Raw genomic sequence first — 13,595 nt, 5'->3', positions numbered from 1 at the left:
GAATAATTTATTTTAAAGGAGATATAAGAAAAGAATATGAATATCACTGTTTTTGGTGCAAGTGGTGCAATTGGACAGCTTGTAACACAACTAGCTTTGGATCACGGAGATATCGTTACGGCATACGTTAGAAACCCCCAAAAAATCAGCCTCAAACATCCAAATTTGAGCCTTGTACAAGGGGAACTTTCGAATATTTCAACTATCGAGAAGGCCATTGCCGAATCCGATGTCGTAATCAGCACATTGGGGCCAGCATCCGATATGTCACGAAAGCTTATAGGCACGCCGATTGCCGATGGACACGAACTGATCATTAAGGCTATGAACAAACATAACAAAAAAAGGTTCATTACACTTGCGACGCCTGCTTTGCAATCAGATGATGATAAGAAAAACATGTCCACGATACTTCCAGGTGTATTAGCCAAAGTTTTCCTTCCAAACGGTTATGCAGAAATGAAGAAACTGGAAGGAATGATTAAGGAATCTAATCTGAATTGGACAGTCGTTCGAATTATTAACCCCAATGTTAAATACAAAGGGCAATCTTATGACTTTTCATTCGGTGATAAACCGGCTAAATTAGGTGTTTCAAGAAAAAATGTTGCTAAATTCATGTACGCTGCCGCTCGTGACAACCAATTGATTAGGAAAATGCCTATTATTTATAACAAATAATCTCTATAAAAATGTAATATTCACTGAAAAATAGTTGATGAAGGAGGACTCATAATGAAAATCGAGATATGGTCGGACTATGTTTGTCCATTTTGTTATATTGGGAAACGACGATTAGAGTCTGCACTGGAGCAGTTCGCTCATCAAAATGAAGTGGTCATTGAGTATAGAAGCTTTGAACTTAATCCGCAAACATCCATGTACTCAGGCAAAAATATGCATCAAATCCTATCTGAGAAACATGGTATGAGTCTCGAACAAGCGAAAAAGGCACATGCTGAACTTGAACAACAAGCAGCAATGATGGGTCTCGTGTATAATATCGACCAAATAAAGCCCACCAATACGTTTGATGCGCATCGTTTAACCCAATATGCCAAATCTGTGGGTAAAGATCAAGAATTAGCAGAGAAGCTGTTCTATTCTTATTACACAGACGCCAAGCTAATTAGTGATCATGATACTTTAGCAAGTATTGCAGAATCAGTTGGAATGAATAGGGACGAGTCAATGGCAGTTCTCCATGATCCCTCCAAATATGCCAGCGAAGTGCGTTCAGATGAAGGTACAGCAAAACAATTAGGGATTACAGGAGCACCTTTCTTTGTCATTGATAGAAAATACGCAATATCCGGCGCACAACCAACAGAGGTATTTTTAAAAGCTCTTAACGAAGCATCTCAGTAAGTAAAGCCAGTAAGGATTGGTATGACGAAGATACTATGAGAGTATCCTATCCAAATTGGAATACATTTAAGGATAAGGAAGACAGAACACTAGTAGCATAAAAGGTTTGCGGAATTATATATCGTTTTAAAAAAGGTGTCGACTGCTTTTTGTCGAGACCCTTTTTTATTGTAGAAGCACTTTAAGAGATTCTCTTTGATCAAGCAAATTAATACAGAGATTCGGATAATTCTGCAGTGGATGCGTATATGTACCAAGCTGTTGATCAGTAGTAACCATATATTTGTATTGCGCTATAGTCCGGCTGAAATTAGTGCTATATAATGAATATTGTATGGTTTAAAAAATCAATGATCGTTCTAAGAAAAGGAGAGTTATGTAGAAATGATTACCAATCCTATTCTAAGCGGGTTTCACCCTGATCCATCTATTATTCGTGTAGGTGAAGATTATTACATCGCAACTTCAACATTTGAATGGCATCCAGGTGTACGAATACATCATTCTCGTGATCTTAAAAATTGGCGAATCGTATCTCATGCTCTAACCAGACCTTCTCAGCTTCATATGGCTGGAAATCCTGACTCGTGTGGCGTCTGGGCTCCTTGTTTGTCTTATGATAAAGGAATATTTTATCTAATATTTACCGATGTAAAAAGCAGGTTAGGCGCATTCAAGGATACACATAACTACATGGTTACAGCTACAAACATAGAAGGGCCTTGGTCTGACCCAATCTACTTAAATAGCAGCGGATTTGACCCCTCACTTTTTCATGATGATGATGGTCGTAAATGGTTGCTGAATATGTTGTGGGATCACCGCGCCGGGCGTAATCATTTTGCAGGAATATTGCTGCAGGAATTTTGTACAGAGCGACAAATGCTAATTGGAAAAGCGAAAAATATTTTTCAAGGTACAGAGTTGAAATACACTGAGGGGCCTCATCTATATAAACACAATGGTTATTATTATTTGTTGACCGCAGAAGGAGGAACCTGGCACACTCATGCTGCAACAATGGCACGCTCTAGATCAATTGAAGGACCCTACGAGGTAGACCCCTGCAATCCTATTCTGACATCGTCAGGTGACGATAGTCTAATGCTGAAAAAAGCAGGACATGGTAGCTTGGTAGAAACACAAAATGGTGAGTGGGCTATGGTACATCTCACTGGCAGGCCAGTCAATAACGTCAACTGTATCCTTGGAAGAGAGACTGCAATTCAACGAATGGAATGGACAGAAGACCACTGGCTTAGAATCGCTGGTGGAGGAAATGCGCCTAAATTATCGATTGATGAATTTGAATTACCTCATTATCCTTTCCCGTCTGTTCCTGCCATTGACTACTTTGATAAAAAAGAACTTGATCATCGTTGGAACACTTTAAGGATGCCACCAGATTCCTCATGGCTTTCCTTAACAGAAAAAGCAGGGAGCCTGCGAATTTATGGCCGGGAATCCTTAAGCTCAACATTCAGCCAAAGTATGGTGGCTCAGCGACAACAAACAATGAATGTTGAAGTGGAGACCGAGCTTGAATTCGATCCGGACCATTTTCAACAGATGGCAGGTTTAATTTTGTACTATGATACGAGTGACTATGTCTACTTAAGAATTACGAGGGATGAAAATCTTGGGAAATGCTTGGGGATTGTAAGATCGATTCAAGGGAATTGGGAAGAGTTCCCGGAATCTGAAATTTCAATCGAAGGAACTCAACGTTGTAAACTGAAAGCAAATGTAAACAATAACCACGTACTTTTTTCTTATGCTCTTGATGATGGAGAGTGGAATACAATTGGAAAGGCGATAGATATCTCGAATTTAAGTGATGAAGCGGGAGGGAAAAATGGTTTCATTCGATTTACCGGGAACTTTTTCGGCTTATGCGTTCAAGATTTAAGTGGTATGAAGAAATATGCTGACTTTGATTACTTTAGATGTGAGACAATTGAAGTTTAGTAAGTAACATTAACCCACAAGGCTATCACATAAATAGTGATGCCCTGTGGGCTGTTGTAATTTAACCTATTATTATTTATAATATTCGTTTATCCTGCGCTTATCGTTGTTATATATAAGAAGTTTAAACGGAATGGTTTCTATCCATCTCATAAATTTCTGGTTCTGTTGACCTCAATTTATCTATCATCTTTTCAGTACATGGCATAAAAATATTTAAAATTGCCCCACTGAGACAGACAGCCAGTGCAGTTCCTATACCTACGGGTCCATTAAAAATGAATTCTATGAACAGGAGTACAACGTTAATTAGAGTTCTCGAAAAAAATATATTCGTTCGAGTTATTTTTTTTAATGAGAGTGTTAACCGATCGATCGGAATCGGTGCAAAATTGTAAAGGGGGATACATGTATTGGAGTTTAAGGAGTATTTAAAACAGAAGCATTTGTTAAATGTGAATGAAAAGAAATTAAAGGATAAATCGATAGATCAGTATATAAGTAGATTAGAAAACTTGCGTTTGTATGGAATCTATAATGAGGAAAAACAAATCGATTCCATTCTAGAACAGAAAATTCAAGAACGTTATCAAGATTGGAAAATGTATAGGAAAACAATTGAGCATTACTTATCTTCAAAAAACTATTAATCAGCACAAGAGCATAGTACAATTTAAGGTCGTTAAATTATAGCGGCCTTTTTTGAGCTTATCATTTGGGGAAGGGAGCGTCACCGCTGCAGATGACCAGATTGCAGAGATATCGAGGGACAAGAACATTGTGCATTGCAGACTAGATATACATATGTACAAAATACGAGTTTTGTGAATATGTGTGTGAATCATCCCCAAAATCATGTACAGTTAAAATTTTGAAATCTTGATTATCCTATGGTTCGTTTATCTGATTCACTATATATACCCCGTATTTGATCAATCAGATGTTGACGTGTAAATGTTTTATTGTTTTATCAGGATAAGATAGCAACTTATATACAATTCCTTCTGAGACATTAAAACATCTTTGTCATTGTAAACTACTGTCAGACTATCATAGATGAGATTCGTGTTTCCGAATTGAATCTTATTTTCCGTGGCAATTTTAGACCGTCGTAACATTAACCAAGGTTCTTTAAATATTACTCTTCCCCACAACTTGCTCAGCGTGTTCTTATATGTTATTGTGATGACATTAGAAATCGCTTAATTGTAATATTTTCGTTTAGCTTTTCTTTTTGATATAATTATGCCAACGCCTAAAAGAAAGGTGATCATTTATGATACAAAAGACAGTTGAAGAATGTGATATCAATTGCTCAGGTGCAATTGTGGATTTAGATGCGATCAAGGCAGAGCTTATTGATGAGCAAGAGGCGGTAAAATTTGCGGATTGGTTTAAGGCTTTTAGTGACCCAACGCGTGTCAAAATCATTAGCGCCTTACTAAAAAGAGAGCTTTGCGTACACGACCTAACAGTGTTGCTTGAAATGGGACAATCTGCTGTTTCTCACCAGCTACGCTATTTACGAAATCTTAGGATCGTGAAAAGACGCAAGGATGGAAAAACAGTTTATTATTCACTTGATGATAGTCATATCGAACAAATATTTTTACAAACACTTCAGCACACAAAGCACGCATAATGCTATTTATTTTATATCAAATAAAAGGACTGCTCCTTCGCCAATACACTGGCGTATGGAACAGTCCCCTTTTCATTACAATTAATTGGATCAAATATTAGTTAATCTAAATTAGGTTTAACTTTTAATACACGCATCGCATTAAGGACAGCAACTAAGCTAACTCCAACGTCCCCAATAACTGCTTCCCACATCGTTGCAATTCCAAATGCTCCAAAGATAAGAAATACCGCTTTTACACCTAAGGCAAAAATAATGTTTTGCCATACAATGCGGCGAGTACTCTTGGCAATTTGCATTGCTGAAGCCAACTTGGAAGGTTCATCTGTCATGATGACTACATCAGCAGCTTCAATGGCTGCATCAGATCCTAGTCCGCCCATAGCAACCCCAATATCTGCTTGAGCCAACACAGGAGTATCATTAATACCATCACCTACAAATATAATTTTTTCTTTAGGTCCCTTGGCAACATCCAGTTTCTCCAGTTCTTCTACTTTATGCTGTGGTAATAGTTCAGCATGGACTTCATCAACACCTAATTTATGACCAACATCTTCCCCTACAGCTTTATTATCTCCAGTTAGCATTATAATTTTTTTGACACCAAGTTGTTTTAGTAACCGAATCGCTTTTGATGCGTCTTCCTTAACCTCATCTGCAATCACGATATAACCAGCATATTGTGTGTTGATTGCAACATGAACGATCGTTCCTACCTCTTTAGGCTCAGAAAATGGAATCTGTTTTAACTTCATTAGCTTAGTATTTCCTACTAGTACTTCATTATTATCAAAGTGAACTGAAATACCATGACCCGAAATTTCATCATAATTAGAAATCAGTTGCTCATCTAATTGTAGCCCATAAGCTTCTCGGATGGATTGAGCAATCGGGTGTGTAGAATGCATCTCTGCATAAGCGGCATATTTCAAAATATCCTCTTGTGCCCATTGTCCTGTAGCAATAATGTTATTTACCTTGAATGAGCCTTTAGTAAGTGTGCCTGTTTTATCAAACACAACGTACTTCACGTCATTAAGACCCTCCAAGTAATTACTTCCCTTTATAAGCACACCATTTTTAGAGGAAGCCCCTATTCCACCAAAGAAACCAAGTGGTATCGAAATAACTAGCGCACAAGGACATGAAATAACAAGGAACACTAATGCACGATATAACCAATCTGAGAACGTTGCGCCACTAATTAAAAGTGGAGGAATCGTTGCAAGAAGTAACGCAACAATGACTACGACTGGTGTATAATAACGAGCAAACTTTGTGATGAACTTTTCTGTTTCTGCTTTTTTACTACTTGCATTCTCTACAAGATCTAAAATTTTAGCAACGGTAGAATCACCAAATTCCTTAGTAACCTCTACAGTTAAAACCCCATTTTTATTAATAAATCCACTTAAAATTTCATCGCCAACAACTACTTCTCGTGGCACGGATTCTCCAGTTAATGCTGAGGTATCCATAGACGAAGTACCATCTGCTACTTTACCATCGAGAGGTACTCGTTCCCCTGGACGAATCACAATCATATCGCCAACCTTAACCTCTTCAGGACTAACACGCTTAATTTCATTGTTAATTTTTATATTGGCAAAGTCTGGGCGTAAATCTAACAATGAGCTAATTGATTTACGTGAACGATTAACTGCAATGCTTTGGAATAGTTCTCCGACCTGATAGAACAACATTACAGCAACGCCTTCAGGATACTCACCTATTGCGAATGCACCAATCGTTGCGATTGACATTAGGAAGTATTCATCAAAAACCTGTCCTCTTATAATATTTTTAACTGCTCTTAAAACAATGTCTCCACCAATAATAAGATAAGCAACGATAAAGAGCATAAGTTCAACTGTACTATTCAATGAAAGAAGAATCGCTGCAGCGCCTATAGCAGAACTGGCTATTAAACGAATGATCATTGTTCGAACGCTATTCTCTCCATGGTCATGGCTATGTCCATGTCCGTCATCTTCTGCATGATCATGATTATGCGACTTACCTTCACCATGCTCGTGATTATGCTTATGTTCGTGACTATGATCATGACTGTGTTGATGATTACTGTCTGAGTGATCATGGTTATGAGACTTAGAATCGGCTTCTCCATTCCTAGAATTAGAGTTGCCCTTCCCTTGTTCAATAAATTTGATATGTGGCTCTAGCTGCTTTACTTTCTTTCTAGCCGCATCCATAATCTCTGCTTCTCTCGTAGAATCGAATTCCAACGATAATGTCTCATTTGCATAACTTACTGAACATGAAGAAATACCTTCTATTTTTTCAATACTGTTTTCAATCTTCATTGCGCAATTCGCACAATCTAGACCCTTTAACACAACTTTTCGCTTTACTGTAGCTATATCCGCTTGCATATTAGTTCAGCTCCTCGGCAATTAACATATGATCAAATATTCATATGTTAATTATATCCTGCTTATTTTAGATTCGTCAAGGGTAAGAACGTACTTTTTTCAGGGCATACTATTGTGTAAATTATTTCCCTTAAATAATTCATTTATTCAAGGTGAAGTAACTAGTAATAAACATAGAGCTTTAACTTCGATATTGCAATTTTAGATAAAAAAAGCTACAGCACCACTATGAAGTGTGTACCGTAGCCTTGGATTATTTCTGAATTTCTTTCATATAAGCTTTAAATTCTTGGGCAATTTCTTTGAACTTTGTATGGTGTAGGTAATGGGACCCTTCCATTGGAATCATTTTTCCCTGTGCTGATTGTTTAGCCTGTGCCTCATGCAACGGCACCCACTTAGGGTTTTGTTCGTTGTTAGATTGAACAAAAAGTAGTACTGGCAAATCATTTGGATAAACTCCCTTTTCCCCATTTTTAAAATTGGAGCCAAGATGTGATAGCTCGTCCATCATCGTTGAATTGCTAGACACTTGATTGGAGATTAAATTCATTTGTTCTTTTGTATGGTCATCGAAGGCAAGCGATTTATACGGATCTCCACTCACTTTTTTGAGTAGTCTCATTAGACCCGATTTTTGCATAAACTGCATCGTTTTCAAAGGCAATTTAACATCCATACCCGGTTGATTTGGCACACTGCTATCGATACCAATAAAAGCAATAACTTCATCACGATAGTTGTTAACATAAGGTACTGCGTACAGGCCTGTAATGGAGTGCCCCATCAATATATAACGTTTAATCCCTAACTGCTGCACAGCCTCGTGAATTTCGCTAACTATATTTTCCGTTGTTCTTTCCTTATCCGTCTTATCACTTAATCCGTAACCAAAAGGTTCAATTGTCACCACTTTGTATTCTGGGATCAATTCATCGATCAATAATTTAAAATCAAGTACAGGTGAAGGTGTTCCTTGCCCTGGCAGTAGTACAATCGTTTTTTCTCCGTTTTCTGTTTCATCTTTGCCTTGAATTGATACATTCATTTTTTTACCATCCACATCAACATATTGACCATATTGCTCGATATTTTTTTTCTCAACACTTGTACTGATTGCATTAACCACAAATAAAGTCACCATAAACAGGACAATTGTGCCCACTAGTCCTATAACTATTTTTAACCATAAGCTCCACTTCTTACGGCTTTTCTTTTCTTTACTTACTTTAACTTCCTCCACTTGTTCCATATCCATCTTCTCCATTCCTATAGCTATAGTATCTGTATATCCAGCTTAGCTTGTAATATAAGCCTTATAATATAGTGAAAGTATACTTAAGCAATATGTCCTCATAATGATGATAATATGAACTAAATATGAACAAGCAAAAAAAAGGAGCGCTACCTGTATTAAAATTACACAAGCAGTTCTCCTTTTCATATTTTACTTAATTTTGTTTAGTTTTAGTGATCTAGAAATACAAGCTGAATAAAAAATAAAATAGCGAAAATATAAAAAATAGGATGAACATCTTTATATTTTCCGCGAAGCAGTTTAAGTACAGGATAAAAGATAAACCCTACACCAATCCCAGTTGCAATACTATGTGTCAGAGGCGTCAGTATAATAATTAAAAAAGCAGGAAAAGCTTCTTCAACGTTCTTCCAATCAATTTTGCTTATTGTACTGATCATAAAAAATCCAACAATAATTAAGGCAGGTGAAGTTATTGCAGGTATGCCTGAAATCACGCTGACAATAGGTGTGAAAAATAAGGTTAGCGCCATTAGCACACTTACAGTTACTGCGGTTAAGCCTGTTCTTCCTCCTGCCGCAACTCCTGTACTGGATTCAATATAAGCCGAGGTAGGGCTTGTTCCGAGCAAAGCACCCGTAGTTGTCCCTACGGCATCTGCCAATAAAGCACCACGTGATCGCGGAAATTTACCATCCTTAAGTAACCCAGCTTGTTCTGCTACCCCTAGCATTGTGCCTGTTGTATCAAACAACGTGATCAGCAGGAAAGTAAAGATGATCGTATATAGACCGCTTGAAAAAACACCGGCGATATCGAGTTGGAATGCAGTGGACGACAATCCCTTTGGTAAGGATATGATTGATGCAGGCATTTGAAATAAACCCATAATCCATGACAAGATCGCTGTAATGACCATGCCTATAAATAAATATCCTTTTACATTGTAAGCCATTAGCACAACCGTCACAATTAACCCGATAATCGTTAGGTAGGTCATTGGCTGAGCTAAATTTCCGATAGAAATTAAGTTAGATTCTGAAGCGATAATGATTTTTGCATTTTGTAGTCCTACTGTTGTAATAAACAATCCAATCCCTGCAGTTATCGCATGCTTCAATGTTGCAGGAATAGCATCTAGAAGCATATAACGAAAAGATGTCAAAGATAGAGCAATAAATAAAAGCCCTGCAATAAATACTGCACCTAGTGCAACTTGCCAAGATACACCATACCCAGCTACAACACTATAAGCAAAAAATGCATTGAGTCCCATTCCAGGCGCGATGACGATAGGATAATTAGACCAAATCCCCATAATTAGTGTTCCGACAATACTTGCTAATACTGTTGCAATAAACACACCGTTAAAGTCCATCCCAGTGCTACTGAGAATTCCTGGATTTACAATTACGATATAGACCATTGTGAAAAATGTCGTAATCCCAGCGATGATTTCTGTTGAAACTGTTGTACCTCGTTCTTTCAGCCTGAACCAGTTATCCATAATAAAGCTAGCCTCCAACTTATGTAATATTCTCCAATCTCCATAGTGAAACAAAAAGCATAAAAGCAAAAACAAAAAAATCCTAATCTACATATAGGATGGTAATATAATCGCTCCTATATTCTCGTTAGGATTTATTCGATCTAAACTCATTATCCATATCGAATTTTAATAAAAATAGCATTCATTGTCAACGAATTCACTTATAATATTATGCTCAATGCTAAAAGCATAATAAAAAACTGGAACGGAGAACAATATGCTCTCCGCCCAGTTTCTATTGCGACTTTACTTATTTACTTAAATTTTACTTGAAAATACGTTGAGCGAAGTGATACAAGCCACTGCTCCATACTTTCCCTTCATGGCCACCTACATCTAGGAACCATTGGTGAGGAACGTTCATGCTAGTTACAGCATTATGGAAGTTTTGGCTTACCCATAATAAACCATCAGATGCACCACATGATAGCCATAAGAGTTTCAATTGGCTAGCAGTATAGGATGGATTTGTAATGAGTTGATTTGCTGCTTTTGTGTTTGGTGCAGAAGAGAACGCGCCAACATAAGAGAACTTGTCCAAATGTTTAAGACCAAAGTTCAACGATTGTCCCCCACCCATTGACAAACCAGCTAAGGCACGGTTATTTTTACCTGTGAGAACTGGGAATTTAGAATCGATATAAGGAATAAGATCTTTGGTTAGGTCAAACTCAAATCTTTCAAATGCTGCTTGTTTGTCTGGTGCATAAATATCACCGATCGGACGATCATCCCACATCGCACGGCCATTCGGGAATACAACAATCATAGGTGCCAACTTGTTTTCAGCATATAGATTGTCCAAAATGTTTCTAGGGTTCATCCCATTTAACCATTCATTTTGGTCCCCACCAATACCATGTAGCAAATAAAGCACATTGTATTTTTTTGAAGGATTATAACCAGGAGGTGTGTACACATTTGCGTTCCGCATCTTTCCTACTGTGGACGAATAATAGGAAATTTGTTGTACGTTACCATGAGCAATGTTGTTGCGATAGCCATCATATCCCCAAGGAGCTGGAGTTATATTATGATTAGCCGCTGTGGGTGAAACATCAGTTTGTGGCTGTACTTCAGGAGCAGCAAATGCCATGGTTGGTACTAGTAATGCAACGGTCAAAGCCAGTCCTAAAACTTTAGTTAAACTTTTCTTCTTCATCTCATATTCATCTCCCTAATTAATTTATTGGATCTATTAAATCCATGATTTATGTTATTCTCTCAGAAGCAAATCTCTTATTTGTAAACCCTTTCAAATCTAGTATCACTCCTCCTCTTAAGTCTCATACTACGTGCATACAAAACACGACAGAACAAAAGCAGTATGAGTAGTTAAAAAATGGAAGCGTATTCATGTTTATAATACCATTTATAATATATTATGTAAATGTATTCCTTAAAAAATTTATTATTTTTCATAAACTTTGTATTTCTAACAAAAACAGACTTAATACAATAGCAATTCTATTGCTTTCACATCAGCGGTGTAATACACTAAAATCTATGTATCTAGAACTAGGTGATATTTATCATACGGAAGGATGACTTGTGGCGTGGATCTATATTTAAAATATTTTCTTATTGGCTTAACCATAGCATTACCTGTTGGTGCAATTACCGTTGAAATGACAAAACAAGGTCTGAAAAATGGGTTTATTCATGGCTGGGCGGTTGGTTTAGGTGGCATGACGATTGATCTTTTATTAATTTTAGCGATGATTTTTGGTTTTGCCTCCATCCTCTCTATTCCATTTGTTCAGATACCACTATGGATTGTTGGCGCAGGATTTCTTGCCTACTTAGGTTATGACTCTATTAAAAATTCTGATAAAGATATTACTCTCCCCGATGAGAAAACTAAGAAATCATTTTGGCATACATATCGGAATGGACTGTTGGTAGCTGTCTCTCCAGGAAATTTAGTTTTTTGGATTTCTGTATTTGGTGCGGTATTGTCGGATTCTTATATCTCATCTAATGTTGGGAGCTTTGTAATTGCAGCGTGTGGTGTTTTGGGTGGTATACTTGCGCATGATTTAGGACTGTTATCCATCGTTTCCGTGACCCGTAAAGTGATGAGTCGGAAAGCAGTTCAAATGGTTTCGATAATCGCAGGTGTTCTACTAATTGGATTTTCATTCTATTTTGTATACCAGTTTATTTCAGCTATAAAAGCACTTTTTTAAAAACAAGTGCGGATAAAGCTCTAAAAAGGAAGCCGGTTTTATTTGGGCTTCCTTTTGTATAACGTATTATCACAAAGTTATAATACATATCTATTTCATAGGTTTTACCTATCAAGGCTAGATAGAAAATAAAGGCTCGACATATTTTTTAATAAATTCCATTCTATCCTTTGCTTCTTGCATATAAAGGGAAGCGATAGAAACCACCAATTGCTTTTCTGTATTCACATAAATTACATTGCCGCTATCTCCCACTGCAGCAAAGCTATGATCCTCACCAACCCACCATAAATATCCATATGCTAGATTTAGCTGTATTGAATGACTATGCTCTTTTGTACTCTCCTCTATCCATTCGGTTGATAGTAGTTGTTTTCCGTTCCAGTTACCTTTATATAAGTAAAGCTGACCTAGTTTTGCCATATCCATTGCTGTGAGTGTTAACCCCCAGCCAGCAGTGTTTACACCAGTAGGATCAGTCACCCATCCACTTCGATCTTTAGCAACTAGGAATGCAAGCTGCTCCTCCTGACTATGGAAAACAATATTTTCCTTCACGGATATCCCTAACGGAGACAATAAGAACTCTGTTGCGAAATCAAGCACCGTTTTCCCAGTTGCCCTAACAAGAATTCCCGATAAAATATCTGGACCAATCAACGGGGTATATCTAAATTGTCCAATCTCGCCTTGTCCGCCAACAAAGCCAAGAGAAAATTTCACCCAATCCTCACTTGTGAAATAGTGTATATAAGGCTCTTCCTCGTATTTATAAGGGATTGTCATCGTGAGCAAGTGTTTTAGTGTTATATTTTTAATGATGTGATCCTCTTGCTCGACTTCGTATTCTGGGAAAAAGTCTAATACTTTTTGATTTACACTCTTAATCAAACCTTGATCAATCGCAATCCCAATTAAAGCTGAGATGATACTTTTGGTGACTGAAAAAACATGAATAGGATTTGTGATCGTGCAATTGTTAAAATATTGTTCATATCGTGTTTCCCCATTCTTTAATACAACAATCCCAGCGATATTTCTATACTCTCTTAGAATGATTTCCTCTAGTGTCTTTACTTCTTCCTTTACTTCCTTAACTTCATTTCCTTCTTGTTTCATTCAATTCATCCTCTCCAGTTTATTCATTTTGTAAGCAGGTCTTTTAGTTTCATAACCTCCTTGGACAAAGCATAATATGATTAAAAATTATTATCAATATCTAGT

The 13,595-nt window shown here is 37.2% G+C and carries 11 protein-coding genes; 6 read left to right on the top strand and 5 right to left on the bottom strand.

Annotation, left to right across the window (positions count from 1 at the left end; translation table 11 throughout):
- Positions 1 to 36: 36 nt before the first annotated feature.
- From ABE099_RS06495 to ABE099_RS06475, 5 genes are all read left to right on the top strand, one after another.
- Positions 37 to 681: an NAD(P)-dependent oxidoreductase gene (locus ABE099_RS06495; protein WP_430028543.1), complete on the top strand. Its 645-nt coding sequence runs from the start codon at positions 37 to 39 to the stop codon at positions 679 to 681.
- Positions 682 to 735: 54 nt separating this feature from the next.
- On the top strand, positions 736 to 1,368 hold the full coding sequence (locus ABE099_RS06490) for a DsbA family oxidoreductase (protein ID WP_430028540.1): 633 nt from the start codon (positions 736 to 738) through the stop codon (positions 1,366 to 1,368).
- 384 nt (positions 1,369 to 1,752) lie between these two features.
- Entirely contained in the window at positions 1,753 to 3,336 is a 1,584-nt protein-coding gene (locus tag ABE099_RS06485; protein ID WP_430028538.1) for a glycoside hydrolase family 43 protein, read from the top strand.
- Between the two features lie 413 nt (positions 3,337 to 3,749).
- Entirely contained in the window at positions 3,750 to 3,986 is a 237-nt protein-coding gene (locus ABE099_RS06480) for a hypothetical protein (RefSeq protein WP_430028535.1), read from the top strand.
- Between the two features lie 626 nt (positions 3,987 to 4,612).
- Complete coding sequence (locus tag ABE099_RS06475) at positions 4,613 to 4,978, top strand: ArsR/SmtB family transcription factor (protein ID WP_430028533.1); 366 nt, start codon at positions 4,613 to 4,615, stop codon at positions 4,976 to 4,978.
- A 101-nt stretch (positions 4,979 to 5,079) separates the two neighbouring features.
- On the opposite strand, the gene ABE099_RS06470 is transcribed toward ABE099_RS06475, so the two are convergent.
- The 4 genes from ABE099_RS06470 to ABE099_RS06455 all read right to left on the bottom strand — a co-directional run bounded on the left by ABE099_RS06470 (position 5,080) and on the right by ABE099_RS06455 (position 11,344).
- Positions 5,080 to 7,374 carry a heavy metal translocating P-type ATPase gene (locus ABE099_RS06470; protein ID WP_430028530.1) on the bottom strand — a complete coding sequence of 765 codons (2,295 nt, stop codon included), beginning with the start codon at positions 7,372 to 7,374 and terminating at the stop codon, positions 5,080 to 5,082.
- Positions 7,375 to 7,627: 253 nt separating this feature from the next.
- Positions 7,628 to 8,626 carry an alpha/beta hydrolase gene (locus ABE099_RS06465; protein ID WP_430028527.1) on the bottom strand — a complete coding sequence of 333 codons (999 nt, stop codon included), beginning with the start codon at positions 8,624 to 8,626 and terminating at the stop codon, positions 7,628 to 7,630.
- Between the two features lie 215 nt (positions 8,627 to 8,841).
- Positions 8,842 to 10,140, bottom strand: a complete 1,299-nt coding sequence (locus tag ABE099_RS06460; RefSeq protein WP_430028524.1) for an NCS2 family permease — start codon at positions 10,138 to 10,140, stop codon at positions 8,842 to 8,844.
- Between the two features lie 307 nt (positions 10,141 to 10,447).
- Positions 10,448 to 11,344 (bottom strand): alpha/beta hydrolase, encoded by an 897-nt coding sequence (locus tag ABE099_RS06455; RefSeq protein WP_430028521.1) that lies wholly within the window; start codon positions 11,342 to 11,344, stop codon positions 10,448 to 10,450.
- 394 nt (positions 11,345 to 11,738) lie between these two features.
- Between ABE099_RS06455 and ABE099_RS06450 the strand changes: the two genes are divergently transcribed.
- Positions 11,739 to 12,371: a LysE family translocator gene (locus tag ABE099_RS06450; protein ID WP_430028518.1), complete on the top strand. Its 633-nt coding sequence runs from the start codon at positions 11,739 to 11,741 to the stop codon at positions 12,369 to 12,371.
- Between the two features lie 117 nt (positions 12,372 to 12,488).
- Here the strand turns inward: ABE099_RS06450 and ABE099_RS06445 are convergent, their stop codons facing one another.
- The gene (locus ABE099_RS06445; RefSeq protein ID WP_430028515.1) at positions 12,489 to 13,490 is read right to left on the bottom strand and encodes a serine hydrolase domain-containing protein; all 1,002 of its coding nucleotides are present in this window, start codon (positions 13,488 to 13,490) and stop codon (positions 12,489 to 12,491) included.
- Between the last annotated feature and the right edge of the window lie 105 nt (positions 13,491 to 13,595).

Source organism: Paenibacillus turicensis (assembly GCF_050461185.1).
GTDB lineage: Bacteria > Bacillota > Bacilli > Paenibacillales > Paenibacillaceae > Fontibacillus > Fontibacillus turicensis_A.
Note: the sequence above shows the minus strand (reverse complement) of the source record. Positions and strands in the feature narration are given on the sequence as shown.